This is a genomic window from Kineobactrum salinum, assembly GCF_010669285.1.
In the GTDB taxonomy this organism is placed as follows: Bacteria; Pseudomonadota; Gammaproteobacteria; order Pseudomonadales; family Halieaceae; genus Kineobactrum; species Kineobactrum salinum.
Genome location: NZ_CP048711.1, coordinates 3,272,052 through 3,290,347 on the forward strand (window position 1 = coordinate 3,272,052; position 18,296 = coordinate 3,290,347).

Consider the following 18,296-nt stretch of genomic DNA (forward strand, 5'->3'; position numbering starts at 1 on the left):
TCAGTGTACCACGCCCCTCATCACAGACCCTGCGGCGCCGATGGAGATTGTCATTGCCGGTTCCCCGGGCCCCGGTTATTTGGCAGACTGGGCCGCAACGCAACACGGAGATCACCCCATGACAATGGCAGTGCGGATAGCGGCAACCGGTGGCCCGGAGGTCATGGAACTGGTCGAGGTGGAAGTCACGGCGCCGGGGCCCGGTATGGTTACGCTGGAGAACCGGGCAATCGGACTCAACTTTATCGACACGTATCACCGCAGCGGGTTGTATCCGGTGGCATTGCCCAGTGGTCTGGGGCTGGAGGGGCGGGCGTCGTGACCGCTGTCGGGGAGGGGGTGGAACTGGTGCCTGGCGACCGGGTAGGTTATTGCACGGCCGGGCTCGGCGCCTATGCCCAGGCGTTGAATTTACCGGCGGAGCGGCTGGTGGCGCTACCTGAAGCGGTGGATTTTGACACTGCTGCTGCGGTCATGCTGAAGGGACAGACCGTGGAATACCTGATCCAGCGCTGCTTCGCGCTGCAGGCGGGGCAGAGCTGCCTGTTCCACGCTGCGGCCGGTGGTGTGGGCCTGCTGTTCGGGCAGTGGGCCAGTGCGCTGGGTGCTACCGCCATTGGCACCGTCGGTTCGGATGAAAAGGCGGAACTGGCGCTGGCTCATGGCTACCAGCATGTCATAAATTACCGGCGCGAGGATGTGGCTGCACGGGTACGGGAGCTGACCGGTGGCGCCGGTGTCCGGGTGGTTTACGACGGCGTCGGCCGCGACACGCTTGACGCTTCCCTGGCCAGTCTGCAGCCGCGGGGTCTGCTGGTCAGTTTCGGCAACGCCTCCGGTAGCCCGCCGCCGCTGGACCTGCAGCGGCTGGCGGCAGGCGGTTCTCTCTATGTCACCCGCCCCAGCCTGTTCGACTATACAGCTTCCCCCGTTGAACTGCGCCAGTCCGCGGCGGCCCTGTTCGAGCGCCTGCTGGACGGCAGCCTGCGGGTGGACATCCGGCAGCGCTACCCACTGGCGGATATCCGCCAGGCGCACCGCGACCTGGAGGCCCGTGCCACCACCGGCTCCACGGTAATCCTGCCTTGAATAGCGCGGCCGGCCCGGCCCGAGCAAGGTATGCAGTCTTGGGCAAGGAGGTGATCCGTGCAGATGGATGAGCCGCCTGCGCCGCTGCGCGGCAGCCTGGTGCGGCTGGAACCATTGTCCCGCGAACACGCCCAGGGCCTGTTCGCCCGTGGCCGGCATGAGCCCGACTGGCTCTATATGCCGCGCAGCTGCTTTGTGGATCTTGCCGACACTCGCCAGTGGGTGGACGAGGCGTTGGCCGCGGCGGATCAGCAGCCCTGGGCGATTATCGAGAACGCCAAGCACCGGCTGGTGGGCAGCACCCGCTACCTGCACATGCGTCCGCAGCACCGCGGCCTGGAGATCGGCTGGACCTGGCTGGGGCAGGAGTGGCAGCGCACTGGCGTCAATACCGAAGTCAAGTTCCTGCTGCTGCGACATGCCTTCGAACGGCTGCACTGCCTGCGGGTAGAGTTCAAGGCGGATGCCCGCAACCAGCGCTCCCAGAAGGCACTGGAACGTATAGGTGCCACCCGCGAAGGGGTCCTGCGCAAGCACATGATCGTCCAGGACGACTATGCCCGCGATTCGGTGTACTTCAGTGTGATCGACAGCGAGTGGCCCCAGGTGAAGCAGCGCCTGTTGCGCCTGCTGCAAACATCAGCGGTAGATCCCCACGCCGGCTAGTCACCACCGGCGGCGTGCTTTGTCATCTCGTGGCCACCGATAGCAGCCGCTTTGTCAGGCGTCAGAATTTCCAGCCAGCGGGTGATTCTGTGCCTATACTGAGGTACGGGGCCACCAAACCAGGCGGGAGGACTTATGACCTCTGAAGACAACAAGGACACCGTTCGGGAAGCGGTGGGCATTTTCTTCGACCCGGGGCATCTGCGGGCAGCCATGCGCGAATTGCGGGCCTCGGGCATTGAGCGCGGGCAGTTCGGCCTGTTGGCAAACGAACAGGTGGTCGAGCGATCACTGGGTGACCTCTACACCCGGGTCAACGAGGGCCATGATTCCGGCTCGGCGCCCGCAGTGGCTTTCGTGGGCCAGGAGGGTGAAGGTGAGGCCTCCGAGTCGCTGGGCGGCAGCCTGTATTTTCTGGGCACCACCGGCGCAATGGGCGCAGTCGTCGCCTCCTCGGCGGTTCTTGGCGGAGCCGTGTTGGCCGGTATCGGCGGCGCCGTTGCCGTAGGCGTGGTCGGCGCGGTGGTCGCCTCCGTCATCCATCAGAGCGATGCCGACTTCTTGCGGCAGCAGGTGGACGAAGGCCACATACTGCTGTTCGTGCGGATACTGGATCCCTCCCGCGAACAACAGGTAGTGGACATCCTGTCCCGGCACTATGCAGTGGATGCGAAGGTGTATGAGGCGCCGTTGAAGCGGGATAAAGCGAATTAGGCAGGCGGGGCTGCTGGGGGCCGGAAGCGTCCAGTCGGCAGCGCCGCCCCGCAAATCTCATTGGCACTTTACGCATTTTCCAGCATGGCTTTGATACTTTCTTCAAGTGCTTGCAAATGCGTTCGTACTACACTCGAAACTGTCAGCGGGTCTATGGTACCTAGATAATTATGCACGAGAATATTGCGAAATCCGGAAATTTCCCGCCAAGGCACGGACGGATACATATCTTTTTTCTCCTGCGGGAGACGTTGAGTGGCCTCCGACAACGTCTGCAAATTCCTCAATGTCGCATCGTACAGAATTTCATCCTGGGTCAAGTCGCCGCTCGCTTTGATACGGCGAATTTTAGCGATCGCATCAAGGATATGCAGTGCATAGGGCTGCCATGCCTTGGTCATATTTCAACCGCCTCTTTTAGCACATAATCCCGGATGTGCGGATTTAGCTCATGTTCCGGCAGCAACTCTACATCGCGGTGCAAGAGCTCTCCGAGCTTTTCAGTCAACGGCAGGCGCTGGGCAAAAAGATCATACCCGCGAGGGAAATCAACAAGAAAGTCTATATCGCTGTCAGGTCTTTCATCACCTCTGGCTACCGACCCGAACACACGAATTCGGCGCCCACCAAATTGGCTCACCAAGGCATGTATCTGACTTCTGTGCTCGCGAAGTTCTTCAAGTAACATAGACATCTCCAATAGTTTCTGACGTTCCAGAACAGCCCATTCAACATAAGCATGATCGGAACAAAGCATGACGTGCCAACTCTTTTCGATCAGTCTCCTTGTGAAGCGATGAGCTTCTCCGTGGCCTTAACGATCAATGCACTGCGTGTGTGGTGGTTCCTGGCCGCATATTCATCCAATTCCTTCCTCGGGTGCGGTACGACTACAGTCCCGCATGCTCTCAATGGCGCGCTTGACCGTTTTTTCGGTGCATTCGAGCCGTGCTGCGAGCGTTGCTATCGGGATAGGGTGGCGATGAGACCGGAATTGGCGGTGGAGCAGCTGGAAGCGGTCAAATTTGTCCATCGGCACACCAATCCAACAGTCCTATGTCATGTGTGCCCGCATGGTCCAGGCATTGTGGCTGTCCCAGGTGGCTGCTCCGGCCACCCGGGTCCTGACCCGAATCCCTGGCCTGCGTTACTGCACCATCTCGTTGTCGCTGAACTTGCCCTCAAACAGCGCAGAGCTCAGGTAGCGTTCGCCGGAATCCGGCAGGATGACGACAATCATCTTGTTTTCGTTCCCCGGTTCGCGGGCGATGCGGTCGGCCACCACCATGGCCGCGCCGCAGGATACCCCTGCCAATATCCCCTCCTGCTGCATCAGCTTGTGGGCCCAGGCCATCGCGTCCTCATTGGTGGCCTGCTCGACCCGGTCGACCATCGCGAGGTCGAGGTTGGCAGGCAGGAAGCCGGCGCCGATGCCCTGGATCTTGTGCGGGGCGTGGGTGGGCTCCTCACCGCTCTTGGCGGCGCCGATGATGGTGCTGCTGGCGGGTTCCACCGCCACGGTCTGGATCGCCTTGCCCTGGGTCTGCTTGATATAACGCGACACCCCGGTCAGGGTGCCGCCGGTGCCGACCCCGGACACCAGGATATCGATGCCGCCGTCGGTGTCGCGCCAGATTTCCGGTCCGGTGGTACTCTCGTGAATGGCCGGGTTGGCGGGGTTCTCGAACTGGCGGGGGCCCCAGTATTTGCCCGGCTCGGAGGCGATGATCTCCTCGGCCTTGGCAATGGCCGCGGGCATGCCCTTGGCACCGTCGGTCAGCACGATCTCGGCCCCCAGCGCCTTCATCAGCTTGCGCCGCTCCAGGCTCATGGTGTTGGGCATGGTCAGCAGGCAGCCGTAGCCGCGGGCAGCGGCCACGAAGGCCAGCGCGATGCCGGTGTTGCCGCTGGTGGGTTCGACAATGGTCATACCGGGCTTGAGACTGCCGTCCTGCTCGGCGGCCAGCACCATGCTGCTGCCAATCCGGCATTTGACGGACATCGCCGGGTTGCGGTTTTCCAGCTTGGCGTACACATTGCCCTGGCTGATGCGGTTTATCTTCACCAGCGGTGTGCCGCCTATGGTTTCAGCGTTGTCTTGAAAGATCTGGCTCATGGGTGCTCCTGGGCCGAGAAGTGGTGCAGAAAGAGTAGTCAAATGGCTCCCCCCTGTCCATATTTGGCCCGGCAGGGGGACGATTTCAGACTTTTTGGGTTATCAGGCAATTTTTTTACTTTCAGCGGGAACCTGCCGTATCAATCCTGGTCATATTGGCCGTAGACAGCGTGGATGCGGTTATGGAGGCCGGATCCGGAAGGTAGTGTTGTCCCAGACCGCAAGGTCGCCATTCAGGTCCACAGTTCCCCCTTGTAGAGACTCCATCTCTAGTCCGGCCCTCGCGGCCGGTTTTTTTTATGGGGCGCACTGACGCTCTCCACCTATTCCCCGCATCACCCGCCCCGCAAGGGCCCCGCAACGGACCAAGAGGCATTCGCACCCGGAGCGACGCCGAAGCTGTCAGGCCACCCGCAAGGGAGGGTGGCCGCTCAATCGAGTTGGTCTGTTATCGCTGGCAGGTTACTATCATCCCTCAGCGGGAGTTGCCGCTGGCCAGGAATACGCGGAAATAATCCGGCCTTCTGTCCGGCACCGTATTTTTGTCATGGTTCTGTCACAGTTTTATCTTTTAATGGCGGTCCCTATAATCTGGGCCGAAAACATGCCGTGGCGCCATTGCCCCGGCCTGCAGTCAGGAGTACGCCTTGTCGGCCGAGTGGGTCAGAAACAGCACGATTGCGGCACAGGCCTCGGCGCAGCTGCAGCGGTGGGCGCAGGCGCTGGCCGAACCCGCCCGGCTGCGGCGCCTGCGCCAGATAGTGGTGGCACTGCTTGTGTTGTGGGCGCTGTATGCCCTGGCGCAACTGTTTTGGGCGCTGCTGCCGCAGGCCCAGCCGGTAGCCCTGCCCGGGACATCATCAATCCGCCGGCCCGCGGCGGGGCGGCGCAGGAGTCACGTGCCGAGGTGGATATCGAGGCGTTGCGCAGCTGGCAGTTATTTGGTGATCCCGGGGCCGCCCCGGCCGAGGCGGAAGTTGCAGCGCTGGAGGCGGTAGCCCCTTCCGACCGGGACGGCATTGAAAAAGGTGCCCGGGAAACCCGCCTCAATCTGACCCTGCGCGGCATCATCGCCTACACCGCCGATGGGCTGGGCAGCGCGATCATCGAGCACCAGTCCCGCCAGGGCGTGTACGCCGTCGATGACGCCTTGCCGGTGCCCGGCAATGTGGTGCTCGCCAAGGTGATGCCGGGCCAGGTGGTACTGGACAACGGCGGCAACTATGAGCTGCTGAGCCTCTACAGGGAATCGGAGCTGGACGGCCAGTTGCAACAGAGCGCCCGCCGAGCCGCACCGACGGCTGGCGCGGCACGGCAGGTCGATGTGCGCGCCGACCCCGATACCACTGAACTGGCAAGTGGCTATCGGCAACAGTTGTACCAGAACCCCCAGTCGCTGGCGGAGCTGGTGCGTATTTCGCCGGTACGGGAGGACGGGCAACTGCGCGGCTACCGGCTGGCGCCGGGGCAGGACCAGACCCAGTTCCAGCGCCTGGGTTTTCGTGCCGGCGACGTGGTGGTGGCGGTAAACGGGCTGAGCCTGTCTGACCCCGCCAACACCATGCGGCTGTACCAGGCAATGCGTACAGCCACGGAGGCGGAGTTTGAGCTGCAGCGGGACGGCCAGCCGCTGGCGGTCAGGGTGAGTCTGGGTGATGCTGCAGCCGATCAATGATAGAGTCACGGCAATTCGGGTGAGGGTGGACAGTTAGTGAAGAGTATGGCATGGGTGCCGCGGCTCCCCCTGATAGTTTTGCTGGCCTGGCTTTGCACCGGGACTGGCGCAAATGCCCAGGAATTTACGGTCAACCTGAAAGACACTGACATCCAGGAGTTGATCAAGTTCGTTTCCGACGCTACCGGTACCACCATCGTGGTCGACCCGGCGGTGAAGGGCAAGGTCAGGGTGGTGTCCTCCAAGCCGATCACCAGCGCCGAGCTGTACGACCTGTTTCTGTCGATCCTTGAGGTGCATGGCTATACCGCGGTGCGTTCCGGTGGCGTGGTGCGTGTGATCCAGAGCAAGGACGCCCGTTCCGCACCGGTGGCCATGCGGGACGGTGAATCGGGTCGCGCCAATGACGAGTATGTCACCCAGGTCATGCGGCTGAAGAACATATCGGCCGCCAAGCTGATACCGGTACTGCGGCCGCTGGTACCCCAGCAGGCCCATATGGCCGCCTACGCCCCCAGCAACGCCATCATTATCTCGGACGTGGCATCCAATATCGACCGGATCAGCAGCATTATTGAGCAGATGGATCGCAGTGCGGTGCAGGAGACCGAGCTGATCAAGCTTGAATACGGCGTCGCCGAGGAAGTGGTGAGGATGCTGGAACAGCTCACCAAGTCGGAGGCCCAGGCAGGCAATGAAGTGGAAGTGCTGCTGGTGGCGGATGCCCGCACCAACAGCGTGTTGATCAGTGCCGACGAGTTGGAACGGGCCAGGATGGTGCGCCTGATCCGCTACCTGGATACGCCGCTGGAGCAGAGCGGCAACGTCAAGGTGGTGTACCTGGAATATGCCAAGGCGGAGGACATTGCCGATGTGCTGACCAGGGTCATGCAGAATGTCAGTCGCCTGGACGGCGGCGACGGCCAGGCCGCGACGCGCCGCAGCAGTGGCGCCACCATAGAGGCGGACAAGGGTACCAACGCCCTGATCATCACCGCCGACACCGAGGAGATGGCGTCGCTGGAAGCAGTGGTCTCGCGGCTGGACATCCGCCGTGCGCAGGTACTGGTGGAGGCGATTATCGTGGAGATGGAGGTCCGTGACGGTCAGGACCTCGGCCTGCAGTGGCTGTTTGCCAACGACAACGGCTTCTATGGCAGCAGTATAACGGCGGACGACGCCCGCGCCAGGCGTATTGCCGCAGCCCTGCTGCCCGATGGCAGCGGCGATGGCAGCGGCAATGCGGCCACCACCGGCGATTTCAATGTCGGTGCGCTGGCGGGGGCGCTGGCGCAGTCCGACGGCCTGTCCCTGGGGTGGGGGGTGGTTGGCGAAGACCTGTCGATGACAGTCATCCTCAACGCACTCAAGCAGCAGTCCAATGCCAACATCCTCTCCACCCCCAGCCTGCTCACACTGGACAACCAGGAGGCCTATATCACAGTGGGCCAGAACGTCCCGTTCGTCACCGGGTCGTTTACCAGTACCGGGACTGGCGATGGCGCCCAGAATCCCTTCCAGACCATCGAGCGCCAGAACGTGGGCATCACGCTGACGGTCACTCCCCATATTAACGAGGGGGATGCGGTGGTGCTGGAGATTTCCCAGGAAGTGTCCAGCTTAAGCAACGCCTCCGCTTCGCTCGAGGCCTCCGACCTGATCACCAACGAGCGCATTCTGCAGACCAAAGTGATGGCTGGGGACGGCCGGGTAGTGGTGCTGGGGGGGCTGATCAAGGACGACGTTCAGGACGGTACCCAGAAGGTGCCGTTGCTCGGCGACATCCCCTTCCTCGGACGCCTGTTCCGCTCCGATGCGGTGTCGGTAGTCAAGACCAACCTGCTGATATTCATTCGGCCCACGATTATCCGCGACGACAAGGCGCTGGCGGGGGCCACCGCGGATAAATACCGCTTTATCCGCGACCAGCAGATGCTGCGCAAGGAGCGCGGCCTGATGTTCCTCGACGACGACTACGTGCCGGTGCTGCCCGAGTGGGAAGAGCAGATCCGGCAACTGGAGGAAATCCGGGACGAGGTACAGGACGGACCCCCCGCCAGCGCGGGAGAGCAGTGACGGTGCCGGCCGAAGCACTGGCAGCGCAGCCCGTGGCCCCGCCGCGCGCACTGCCGTTCAGCTTTGCCAAGCAGCACGGCGTGTTGCTGCAGGACTCGGCCGCGGAACCGGTTATCTGCCACCGGGCCACGCCCGGCCTGCAGGTACTGCTGGAGCTGCGCCGCTGGCTGGGAGCGCCGTTCCGGCTTGAGAGTGTCAGTGAAGCCGAATTCCAGCGCCGCCTGACCCAGGCCTATCAGCGCGACAACAACGCCGCGGTACAGATGGCCGAGGACATCAGCCTGGATGTGGATCTGTCACGGCTGGCCGACGAGATTCCCGATACCGGTGACCTGATGGACGCCGAGGACGACGCCCCGATCATCCGGCTGATCAATGCCATCCTGTCGCAGGCAGTGCGCGACAAGGCGTCGGACATCCACATCGAGACCTTCGAGGACCGGCTCAGTGTCCGCTACCGGATCGACGGCGTACTGGAGGAAGTCCTGTCACCGAAACGGATGCTGGCGCCACTGCTGGTGTCGCGGTTGAAGGTGATGGCCAAGCTGGACATCGCGGAGAAGCGGGTGCCCCAGGACGGCCGCATCTCGGTGCGCATCGCCGGTCACGCGGTCGATATCCGCATGTCCACCATTCCCTCCGCCCATGGCGAGCGGGTGGTGCTGCGCCTGCTGGACAAGCAGGCCGGTCAGCTGGAACTGGCGCAGTTGGCAATGAATGCGCAAGTGCTGGCCGGGTATGAAAAGGCCCTGCACAGCCCCCACGGCATCATCCTGGTCACCGGTCCCACGGGTTCGGGCAAGACCACTACGCTGTATGCCGGTCTGTCGCATATCAACCAGACCACGCGCAATATCCTCACCATCGAGGACCCGATTGAATACATGCTGCCCGGCGTGGGCCAGACCCAGGTCAACACCAAGGTGGAGATGACCTTTGCCCGCGGTCTGCGGGCGATCCTGCGGCAGGACCCGGATGTGGTGATGGTGGGCGAAATCCGCGACCTTGAAACCGCGGAGATCGCGGTGCAGGCCTCGCTCACCGGTCATCTGGTGCTGTCCACCCTGCATACCAACACCGCTATCGGCGCAGTCACCCGCCTGCAGGATATGGGAATAGAGCCCTTTCTGTTGTCCTCCAGCCTAATCGGCGTGATGGCGCAGCGACTGGTGCGCCTGCTGTGCCGTGAATGCCGCCAGGCCTATGTGCCCAGTGCCCAGGAGCTGCTGTTGCTGGGGGTGGATCCCGCCCCGGCGGAGGAGTTGCAGATCTACCGCGGGGTCGGTTGCGAGCACTGCAATTACGGCGGCTACCGCGGCCGCACCGGCATTTACGAACTGATCGAGATCGATGATGCGCTGCGGCTGATGATTCACGAGGGCGTCAGTGAGCAGAACATGCTGCAGGAAGCACGCAAACACTACCCCGGCATTCAGGAAGATGGCCGCCGGCGTATTCTGGCGGGCGAGACCAGCATGGAAGAAGTGCTGCGCGTCACCGCAGTCAACTGATAGCGGGCGCGGGCGATGACGGCGTATCGATATCGGGCCCTGAATCCGGGCGGCAAACTGGTCAAGGGCGTGCTGGAGGGCGACTCCGAGCGCCAGATTCGCAGCCAGCTGCGCAGCCAGAAGCTGCGTCCGGTGGAGGTCGCGATCGCCAACCGCCAGGCGGCGGCCAACCAGCCGCGGCTGCGGCTGCCCTTCCTGCAGCCCCGTATCAGCGTGGCCGAACTGGCGCTGGTCACGCGCCAGTTGGCGACCCTGGTGCAATCCAGTCTGCCGCTCGACGAGTGCCTGCAGGCCGCGGCAGAGCAGAGCCGCAAGGCCCGTACCAAGGGCCTGCTGTTGCAGGTGCGCTCGCGGGTGGCGGAGGGCCACACGCTGGCCTACGCGATGGGCGAGTTTCCGCTGGTATTCAACGAGATGTACCGCGCGATGGTCAACGCGGGCGAGCACGCCGGCTTTCTGGGCCCGGTGCTGGAAGAGCTGGCGGACTACAACGAACAGCGCCAGTACACCGCCCAGAAAATGAAGATGGCAATGATCTACCCCTTCATCCTGGTGGGAGTGGCAATCGCCGTGGTGGTCGCGCTGATGGTATTCGTGGTGCCGGAACTGGTGGGGATTTTTGCCCACACCAACCGCGAGCTGCCGCTGCTTACCCGAGGGCTTATCGCCACCTCCGACTTTTCCCGTGACTACGCACTGTGGGTGTTGCTCGGCGTGGCAGTGCTGGTGGTCGGCCTGCGCCGCTGGCTGCGGCCGCCGGTGCGGCGCAAGCGCTGGCATCGCCTGTTGCTGACTCTGCCGGGGCTGTCGCGGCTGGTCATTGCGATGGATACCGCCCGCTTCGCCTCCACCCTCAGCATTCTGATGGCCAGCGGCGTACCGTTGCTGGAGTCGCTGCGCATTGCCGGCCAGGTGTTGACCAATCTGGTGCTGCGGGATGACAGTGCGCAAGTGGCCGAGCGGGTGCAGGAAGGGAGCAGCCTGCACCGGGCACTGCGCCAGAGCGGCCGCTTTCCCCCGATGATGGTGCATATGGTGGCCAGCGGTGAGGCCAGCGGCGAGTTGGAAACCATGTTGCAGCGCTCTGCCACCAATCAGGAACGGGAGCTGGAGATGACCCTGGGTACCATAATGAGCCTGCTGGAACCACTGCTGGTGGTGTTCATGGGGGCGATGGTGCTGGTGATTGTGATGGCAATCCTGCTGCCAATCTTTGATCTCAATACGATGGTGCGATGACAGTATGAAATCTCTAAAGACCACACGACACGGCCAACACGGTTTCTCTCTGGTGGAGATCCTGGTGGTGCTGGTAATCATGGGCCTGCTGATCAGCGTGGTGGCGCCGACGGTGCTCAATCGCGCCGACGAGGCCAGGGTGCAGAAAGTGCATGCGGACTTCAAGGCCATAGAGACGGCGCTGAAGATCTACCGTCTGGACAATTATGTCTATCCCACCACCGAGCAAGGGCTGCAGGCGCTGGTGGAACCCAGCAACCTGGATCCGCAGCCGCGCAACTTCAAGGAGGGCGGCTACCTGCAGGAACTGCCGCTGGACCCCTGGGGCCGGCCCTACCTGTACTTGAGCCCGGGTGAACATGGCGAAGTGGATATCTATAGCCAGGGTGCCGACGGGCTCTCCGGTGGCGAGGGGCAGAATGCCGATATCGGTAACTGGAAAGAGCAGGACTGAGGGAGCCCCTCAGCCCGAGTGCCGGGGCTTCAGCCTGGTCGAACTGCTGGTGGCGCTGTTTGTGGTGGTGATCATCACCTCGCTGGCCACCCTCAATGTCGGTTCCGGCAATCAGGACCAGCTGCTGGAAACCCATATGCGGGAGTTGCAGAACGTGTCCCTGTTCGCGATTGACGAGGCCCAGCTGTCAGGCACGGACATGGGACTGCTGCTGTTGCAGGACAGCCGCGGTCCGGCCACCCGCTCCGGCTACAGCTGGCGCGAGCGCCGTGCGGAGGGGTGGCGCAGCCCGCTGACCGCCACTGACGTCTTCGAGACCCGTACCCTGCCGCCCGAAGTGAGGCTGGAATTGGCGCTGGAGGATGCACCGGCAGTCGGTCCGCTGGTCGCGCCGGTAGGTGACGACGCCACGCCGCAGGTGGTCTTTCATGCCAGCGGCGAAACGACCCCCGGCCAGTTGGAGCTGCGTCACCGCGACAGCGGTGAATTGCTGTGGCGGCTGCAGTGGGATCTGCTGGGACGGATGGAATTGCTGCAGCGCGGCGAACCGGCACAGGAGATCCGGCGTGCGGACTGGTAGCGCCTGCCGCGGCTTTACCCTGGTAGAGGTCATGGTGGCGCTGGCCATTGTGGCGCTGGCACTGCCGGCGCTGATGTTTTCCCTGCAGCAGCAGGTGGACGGCACCGCCTATCTGCGCGACAAGTCCCTGGCCCAGCTCATTGCCAACAACAAACTGGTGGAACTGCGGTTGCTGACCCAGGCCCGGGGCAGCCTGTTCCAGGGTCGCGACAGTGGTGTTGCCGAACTGGCTGGACGCGACTGGTACTGGACCCTGGAAACCGCTACCACCGAGGTGCAGTCCTTCTACCGGGTGGAAATTGCGGTGCGCGAGGGCGATACAGACCAGAGACGGCCACTGTACACCCTGGTGGGCTTCATGACGTCCGAGGGGCGGACCGATGACGGCGCCTAGCCTGCCAGTGGACAATGGCATTCAGTCAGAGGCAGCCCGTCTGGCACCGAAGCGAGCCGGCCCGGGCGCAATTCCGGGATGGCCGATGATGCAGGGTTTCACCCTGGTCGAGGTACTGATCGCACTGGCGATAACCGCCTTTGTCGCGGTGGTGTCCTACAATGGATTGTCCACGGTGATCACCGGGGTGGGCAGCACCCGGGCAGTGGCCGAGCAGACCTGGGAGCTGAATCGAGCGCTGATGATCCTGGGCCGCGATTTGCGTCATTTCAGTCCGCGGCCGGTGCGCGACGAATTCGGCGAGACGGAGCCGGCGCTGACCGGAGGCCGGGCGGCGCGCTTCATGCTCAGCTTTACCCGCGCTGGCTGGCACAATCCGTTGGAGCACCCGCGCAGCAACCTGCAGCGGGTCAACTATTTGTGGGAGGATGACGCCCTCTGGCGCGAGAGCTACCCGGTCCTGGACCGTGCCGGCGATACCGGGGGTCGGCGGGTGCTGTTGCTGGATGGAATTACCGGTGTGCGCCTGCTGTTTCTGGACAACGTCGACAGTCTGCGTCCGGGTAGCCGCGGCACCGCGATCGACAGCCGTAACTGGCCCGAGAACTGGATTCCCGACAGCAGTCAGCCAGGGCTTGAGCTGGCACCGCCCAGCGCGCTGGAAGTGGTGCTGGAGATAGAAGGCATGGGCGAGGTGAGGAGCCTGTATGCATTGCCGCCGCTTTGACATGCGGGCGCGGCCCGGCCATCAGCGTGGTGCCGCGCTGGTGGTCGCGCTGCTGGTATTCGGCCTGTCGACGGCGCTGATTGTGGCAATGAAGAGCGAGTTCACGCTGTTCTATCAGCGCGGCACCAACCTGTTTCTGGCCGAGCAGGGCCATGCCTACCTGCGTGGCGCCGAGGAACTGGCGGCGCTGGCGCTGGTGATGGACTACGATGCCGACCAGTCGCGGGAGCAGCCGCGGGATGATCTGAGTGAATTCTGGGCCCGCCAGGCCACACCTTATCCGCTGGAGGAGGGCGGCTGGTTGAGCGGTTCCCTGCAGGATCTGCAGGGCCGTTTCAACCTCAATGCGCTGGTCGACCAGGGCCCGCAGGAGACCGGCGGCGCGTCGGGGGCGCAGGCCTTCACTGCTTCCCAGGCCCAGTTCATCCGCCTGTTGCAGGCGCTGGGGGAACCGGCGGTCAGCCTGCAGGAGGCGATCCAGATCACCCATTCGATCGGTGACTGGCTGGATGCGGACACCGCGCCGCGACCCTTTGGCGCCGAGGATGATCATTACTTCAGCCTCAGCCCCGCCTACCGTGCTGCCAACCGGCCCATGGCCAGTGTCAGTGAGCTGCGCGCGGTGGCCAATATCAGTCCGCAGCTCTACCGGGCACTGCAGCCGCTGGTCACGGTCTGGCCGCAGACGCCTGCGGGTCTCAATATTCACACCGCTGCTGCGCCGCTACTGCGCTCGCTCAACGGTGATGATGAATTGGCACCACTGGACGGCTTCGCGGCACAGAGCCTGCTAGAGCAGCAGCGCAGCGACGGGGGGTTCGAGAGCATTGATGCGCTGCTGGCGGGCCCGGCGTTTGCGGACCAGCCCACGGAGGGGCTGCGCAGTGTGTTGAGCGAGCGCTCGTCCTGGTTCCTGCTGAGTGCAGAGGTGGAAGTTGCCGGGCGCAATATGCGCTTGTACAGTGTGCTGCAACGCGATCAGCGCAGGGTCCGGGCCGTCGCCCGGGCCAGTGGCAGCCTGTAGCAGACTGTTGCAAAAGAGCCACTATGCTAGCCGTCATAGGGCCCAAGACATCAGGCAAGCCAGTGACCGATGTCGGTATCCGCGTTTGTGGATCTGTGCCGCAAACGGTGCGCCGCTGGCGGCGGAATGATGACATTACAAAGTGGAGATAAAGGTTTGCAAAACCTTGCCGTCGTGCGTGTGATCGACAATAGTCTGGTTTGGTATCCGCCGGGGGCCGGGGAGCAGCCGCGGCCACTGGACAGCCCCGAGGCGCGCGCCGGGTTTCGTGCCACGCTTGCCAGTGCCCGCTACCAGGCCTGCTTTGCCGTTCCCGGGGCGGCGGTGCGGCTGATGCGGCTGGACGTCAGCGCCGAGGAAAAAAAGCACCTGGACAAGGCGCTGCCCTTTCTGCTGGAAGAACAGGTGGCGGACGACATAGAGCAGCTGCATTTTGCTGTCTGTGCGCTGGAAAAACTGAGCTTCGGCGTCGCCCTGTGCCGGCGTCAGGCGATGGCGGACTGGAACCAGCAGCTGGCTGAATTGCCGGACCTCCCCCAGTGGCTGCCCGAGCCGCTGTTGCTGCCGTGGCAGCCGGGAGAGTGGTGTGTGCTGGTAGAGCCCGACCAGGTGCTGGTGCGCAGCGGTGCCTGCGAGGGCTTCACTGTCGAAGCCGAGTTGCTGTTACCACTGCTGGCCGCGGCCGAGGCGGCCGCGCCGCCCCAGCAGATCATTGTCTACGGCCAGGACCAGGCGTCGGACCTGGCACTGTTCCCGGCCGGGCTGCAGTCGCGGCTGCAATGGCGCCGGGGCAATCTCTGCAGTGCATTGATGCTCTCCGGGGACCAGCATCCGCTGAACCTGCGGCAGGGAGACTATGCCCCGCGCCTGCCCCTGGCGCGCTGGTGGCAGCAATGGCGGGTCGCGGCCGCAGCGCTGGCGGTGGCCTTTGTCCTGCAGCTGCTGGCGACCTGGGCCGACTATCGCAGTCTCGCCCGGCAAAACCTGGCACTGCGCAGTGCGGTGGAGGCGAGTTATCGCCAGGCTGTGCCCGACGGCGCACTGGTGGATGCCGAGCGCCAGCTCTCACGGCAGCTGGCGGCTCTGCGGGGCGATGCCGGGGGTAGCGGTTTTGTGCGCCTGCTGGAGCAGGCCGGGGGCGCGATAGCGGATCAGTCGGGGACGTCGATAGTGAGTATCAACTACAACCAGCGCGGCGGTGAAATGCGGATGAATATTCTCGCAGATGATTTCGCCGCGGTGGAGCAGCTGCGCGCAGGCCTGGTCGCAGCAGGTCTGGCGGCGGAGATGGAGAGCAGTAGTGCCCAGGGTCAGCGGGTAAGGGCGCGGATCCGGGTCGGGGGTGCAGGATGAGGGCCTGGCTGTTGCGTCTCAAAACGCGGGAACAGTTGAGCCTGCTGGTGCTCGCGCTGGTGCTGGGCCTGTACGTGCTGTATCTGGTGCTGTGGGCCCCGCTGGCTGCCAGCCGGGAGCGCATGGCGCAGCAGAATGCCGCGGTGGCCGCCTCCTTGCTGCGCGTCGATGCATTGGCGTCAGAGCTGGCCCAGCTACGAGCGAACGGCGCTGAGCGTGGTCAGCGGCGCAACCTCACGTCACTGGTAAACCAGAGCACCGCGCAGCACGGCCTGGGTGTCAGCCGGCTGCAGCCCGGCAGCCGGGGAGACCTGCAGGTGCGGCTGGAGAATGCCCGCTTCGCCGATCTCGCCGCCTGGCTGCATAGCCTGGAGTCCCGGCAGGGGCTGCTGATAGAAGAAGTAGCGCTGACCCAGGCTGGCAGTGCCGGACTGGTCAACGCTACCGTCCGGCTCGGCCAGGCCTTGTGATCGGCCGTCGTCTGGCGGCGGGTGTGCTGTGCCTGCTGCTGTTGCTGGGGTGTCTGGCAGTGACCGCGCCGGCCCACCTTGTGGCGTGGCTGGCGCCCCCGGGTCAGCTGTCAGCACAGGGCTTCAGCGGCAGTCTGTGGCAGGGTGAGGCCAGCCGGGTGGTGCTGGCGACCGAAGCCGGACCGCTGCATCTGGGTGAGGTAGGCTGGCGGCTGAACCCCTGGTCTCTGCTGACATTGGCGCCGCGGTTGGCGATCGACAGTCGCTGGGGTGAGCAGCAGCTGCAGACCGGGCTGGTGCTGTACGGGGCTGATCATATCGGGCTGCGGGATTTGCATCTGACCCTCGATGCCAGCTTGCTGCGCCATCTGGTACCGGTCGCACTGAGCGGCCGGCTGACGCTGGATGCGACCCTGCTACAGCTGCGGCGCGGCCTGCCGGTAGAGGCCGAGGGGCGGTTGGTATGGCAGCAAGCTGGCTGGGAGTCTCCCCGCGGACCGCTGGCGCTGGGCAGCTATGCGCTCGATGCAAGGCAATCCGCGAGCGGGCCGCTGACCGCCGAACTGCTCACGCTGGCGGGACCGGTACAGGCCCAGGGCCAGTTGCAGTTGCGGGACAGTCACTATAGCATCGCGCTGCAAATCGAGAGCGAAACCGCCTGGGATCCGGCACTGCAGGAAGCACTGGCTCTGCTGGCACGTCCGGTGGGCGCCACCTACCAGTTGCAACTGGAAGGGCAGTTGCAACTGCCCGGCGAATGAGCGCTATAGCGGCGCCGGCTTTTTTGTGTAGACTGCGTGCGACAATCAGAATAAGTGGAGTTTGACGACATGAAGGGGAGTTTGGCGGTATGGCAGTAGCTGCAGGGGACCACTGGTCATCCCGATTTGCATTCCTGATGGCGGCGGTGGGCTTCGCTGTCGGCCTGGGAAATATCTGGCGCTTCCCCTACATCACCGGAGAAAATGGTGGCGCCGCCTTCGTCATTATCTATCTGGTCTGCGCCTTTGGCATCGGGGTGCCTATCCTGATCGCCGAGCTGATGATCGGGCGCCGCGGCCAGGCCAGTCCGCCCGAGGCCGTGGCTGCCGTGGCCCTCGAAAGTGGCCGCTCCCGGCAGTGGCAGTGGGTGGGCGGCATGGGTTTGCTGGCGGCCTACACAATCGAGATTGTCTACTCAGTGATCGTCGGCTGGGTATTGTGGTACCTGTTCAAGGCGGTCACCACCGGTTTTGCCGACGTGGACGCGGTCAGCGCCGGCACCCAGTTCGCTGCGGTGCTCGATAACAATATTGGCATGTTGTTCTGGACCCTGCTGGGCCTGGTGATTACCGGTGCCATTATCTACGCTGGCGTCAAGGACGGCATTGAGCGCGCGGTGGTAGTGATGATGCCGCTGATGTTCCTGCTGTTGCTGGGCCTGGCCACCTACAACTATTTTGCCGGCGGCTTCCAGGAGGCCGTAACCTGGCTGTTTACCCCGGATTTCAGCAAGATCGGTGCCGACAGCGTGCTCGCCGCCATCGGCCAGGCATTCTTTTCCATCGGCGTGGCGATGGGTGGAATGATGATCTACGGTTCCTATCTGCCGCGCTCAATCTCCATCAGCCAGTCGGTGTTGATTATCGTGGTTGCCGATACCACGGTGGCCCTGCTGGCGGGGCTGGTGATCTTTCCCGCGGTGTTCCACTACGGACTGGACCCGGCCGCCGGTGCCGGCCTGATTTTCCAGACCCTGCCAGTGGCCTTTGCCCAGATGCCGGGCGGGCACCTGTTCAGCGTATTGTTTTTCTTGATGTTGACGGTGGCTGGCATCACCTCGATGGTGGGCTTGGTGGAATGCGTCAACGCCTGGATCGAGGACCGCTTCGGCATTCCCAGGCACCGCAGTGCGGTGCTGGTCATCGGTTCCGTCGCGGTGCTCAGCATCCTGTCCATCCTCTCCTACAATGTGTTGGGAGACTTGAACTTTGGCGGCAGGAATATCAATGACAGTATGGATTACTTCTCCAACCAGATCCTGCTGCCGCTGGGTGGCCTGCTGATCGCCGTATTTGCCGGCTGGTTCGTCAAGCGCGACGCCAGTCGGGATGAGTTGTGGGCCCTGCACCGCCTGAGCTACGAGGGCTGGCGCTTTCTGATCCGTTATATCGTACCGCCGGCACTGGCTATCATCTTCGTGATGGGTGTCAGCGGCTGAGCCGGAGT

The 18,296-nt window shown here is 63.7% G+C and carries 21 protein-coding genes; 17 read left to right on the forward strand and 4 right to left on the reverse strand.

Annotated elements, in window-relative coordinates:
* Window positions 1–118 precede the first annotated feature (118 nt).
* From G3T16_RS22005 to G3T16_RS14385, 4 genes are all read left to right on the forward strand, one after another.
* Window positions 119–322: a hypothetical protein gene (locus G3T16_RS22005; RefSeq protein ID WP_232059091.1), complete on the forward strand. Its 204-nt coding sequence runs from the start codon at window positions 119–121 to the stop codon at window positions 320–322.
* Window positions 319–1,089: a quinone oxidoreductase family protein gene (locus tag G3T16_RS14375; RefSeq protein WP_232059092.1), complete on the forward strand. Its 771-nt coding sequence runs from the start codon at window positions 319–321 to the stop codon at window positions 1,087–1,089. The genes G3T16_RS22005 and G3T16_RS14375 overlap by 4 nt, the downstream gene beginning before the upstream one ends.
* Window positions 1,090–1,152: 63 nt before the next feature.
* The gene (locus G3T16_RS14380; protein WP_163495839.1) at window positions 1,153–1,755 is read left to right on the forward strand and encodes a GNAT family N-acetyltransferase; all 603 of its coding nucleotides are present in this window, start codon (window positions 1,153–1,155) and stop codon (window positions 1,753–1,755) included.
* A 135-nt stretch (window positions 1,756–1,890) separates the two neighbouring features.
* Window positions 1,891–2,469 (forward strand): hypothetical protein, encoded by a 579-nt coding sequence (locus tag G3T16_RS14385; protein WP_163495840.1) that lies wholly within the window; start codon window positions 1,891–1,893, stop codon window positions 2,467–2,469.
* A gap of 68 nt (window positions 2,470–2,537) precedes the next feature.
* Here G3T16_RS14385 and G3T16_RS14390 read toward each other — a convergent pair whose 3' ends face one another.
* The 4 genes from G3T16_RS14390 to cysK form a co-directional block, all read right to left on the reverse strand.
* Window positions 2,538–2,870 (reverse strand): HepT-like ribonuclease domain-containing protein, encoded by a 333-nt coding sequence (locus G3T16_RS14390; RefSeq protein ID WP_163495841.1) that lies wholly within the window; start codon window positions 2,868–2,870, stop codon window positions 2,538–2,540.
* Window positions 2,867–3,157 carry a nucleotidyltransferase family protein gene (locus G3T16_RS14395; protein ID WP_163495842.1) on the reverse strand — a complete coding sequence of 97 codons (291 nt, stop codon included), beginning with the start codon at window positions 3,155–3,157 and terminating at the stop codon, window positions 2,867–2,869. The genes G3T16_RS14390 and G3T16_RS14395 overlap by 4 nt, the downstream gene beginning before the upstream one ends.
* 171 nt (window positions 3,158–3,328) lie before the next feature.
* Entirely contained in the window at window positions 3,329–3,502 is a 174-nt protein-coding gene (locus tag G3T16_RS14400; RefSeq protein WP_232059093.1) for an HTH domain-containing protein, read from the reverse strand.
* A gap of 114 nt (window positions 3,503–3,616) precedes the next feature.
* On the reverse strand, window positions 3,617–4,585 hold the full coding sequence (gene cysK, locus G3T16_RS14405; protein WP_163495843.1) for a cysteine synthase A: 969 nt from the start codon (window positions 4,583–4,585) through the stop codon (window positions 3,617–3,619).
* A gap of 811 nt (window positions 4,586–5,396) precedes the next feature.
* On the opposite strand from cysK, the gene gspC reads away from it, so the two are divergent.
* From gspC to G3T16_RS14470, 13 genes are all read left to right on the forward strand, one after another.
* Entirely contained in the window at window positions 5,397–6,260 is an 864-nt protein-coding gene (gene gspC, locus G3T16_RS14410; RefSeq protein WP_163495844.1) for a type II secretion system protein GspC, read from the forward strand.
* Window positions 6,261–6,305: 45 nt separating this feature from the next.
* The gene (gene gspD, locus G3T16_RS14415) at window positions 6,306–8,336 is read left to right on the forward strand and encodes a type II secretion system secretin GspD (RefSeq protein ID WP_163497118.1); all 2,031 of its coding nucleotides are present in this window, start codon (window positions 6,306–6,308) and stop codon (window positions 8,334–8,336) included.
* A 2-nt stretch (window positions 8,337–8,338) separates the two neighbouring features.
* Window positions 8,339–9,847 carry a type II secretion system ATPase GspE gene (gene gspE / locus G3T16_RS14420; protein WP_163495845.1) on the forward strand — a complete coding sequence of 503 codons (1,509 nt, stop codon included), beginning with the start codon at window positions 8,339–8,341 and terminating at the stop codon, window positions 9,845–9,847.
* 15 nt (window positions 9,848–9,862) lie between these two features.
* On the forward strand, window positions 9,863–11,086 hold the full coding sequence (gene gspF, locus G3T16_RS14425) for a type II secretion system inner membrane protein GspF (RefSeq protein ID WP_163495846.1): 1,224 nt from the start codon (window positions 9,863–9,865) through the stop codon (window positions 11,084–11,086).
* 4 nt (window positions 11,087–11,090) lie between these two features.
* On the forward strand, window positions 11,091–11,540 hold the full coding sequence (gene gspG / locus G3T16_RS14430) for a type II secretion system major pseudopilin GspG (protein WP_163495847.1): 450 nt from the start codon (window positions 11,091–11,093) through the stop codon (window positions 11,538–11,540).
* Window positions 11,506–12,120, forward strand: coding sequence for a GspH/FimT family pseudopilin (locus G3T16_RS14435; protein ID WP_163495848.1), 615 nt, complete (start codon window positions 11,506–11,508; stop codon window positions 12,118–12,120). The genes gspG and G3T16_RS14435 overlap by 35 nt, the downstream gene beginning before the upstream one ends.
* Window positions 12,107–12,514 (forward strand): type II secretion system minor pseudopilin GspI, encoded by a 408-nt coding sequence (gspI, locus tag G3T16_RS14440; protein ID WP_197912070.1) that lies wholly within the window; start codon window positions 12,107–12,109, stop codon window positions 12,512–12,514. Before G3T16_RS14435 ends, gspI begins: the two co-directional genes overlap by 14 nt.
* Window positions 12,501–13,241 carry a type II secretion system minor pseudopilin GspJ gene (gspJ, locus tag G3T16_RS14445; RefSeq protein ID WP_232059094.1) on the forward strand — a complete coding sequence of 247 codons (741 nt, stop codon included), beginning with the start codon at window positions 12,501–12,503 and terminating at the stop codon, window positions 13,239–13,241. Before gspI ends, gspJ begins: the two co-directional genes overlap by 14 nt.
* Window positions 13,222–14,265, forward strand: coding sequence for a type II secretion system minor pseudopilin GspK (gspK, locus tag G3T16_RS14450; RefSeq protein WP_163495850.1), 1,044 nt, complete (start codon window positions 13,222–13,224; stop codon window positions 14,263–14,265). Before gspJ ends, gspK begins: the two co-directional genes overlap by 20 nt.
* A gap of 156 nt (window positions 14,266–14,421) precedes the next feature.
* On the forward strand, window positions 14,422–15,618 hold the full coding sequence (gene gspL, locus G3T16_RS14455) for a type II secretion system protein GspL (protein WP_163495851.1): 1,197 nt from the start codon (window positions 14,422–14,424) through the stop codon (window positions 15,616–15,618).
* Window positions 15,615–16,088: a type II secretion system protein GspM gene (gspM, locus tag G3T16_RS14460; protein WP_163495852.1), complete on the forward strand. Its 474-nt coding sequence runs from the start codon at window positions 15,615–15,617 to the stop codon at window positions 16,086–16,088. Before gspL ends, gspM begins: the two co-directional genes overlap by 4 nt.
* Window positions 16,085–16,849 carry a type II secretion system protein N gene (gene gspN, locus G3T16_RS14465; protein WP_163495853.1) on the forward strand — a complete coding sequence of 255 codons (765 nt, stop codon included), beginning with the start codon at window positions 16,085–16,087 and terminating at the stop codon, window positions 16,847–16,849. Before gspM ends, gspN begins: the two co-directional genes overlap by 4 nt.
* Before the next feature lie 89 nt (window positions 16,850–16,938).
* Complete coding sequence (locus tag G3T16_RS14470) at window positions 16,939–18,288, forward strand: sodium-dependent transporter (protein ID WP_163495854.1); 1,350 nt, start codon at window positions 16,939–16,941, stop codon at window positions 18,286–18,288.
* Window positions 18,289–18,296: the final 8 nt, after the last annotated feature.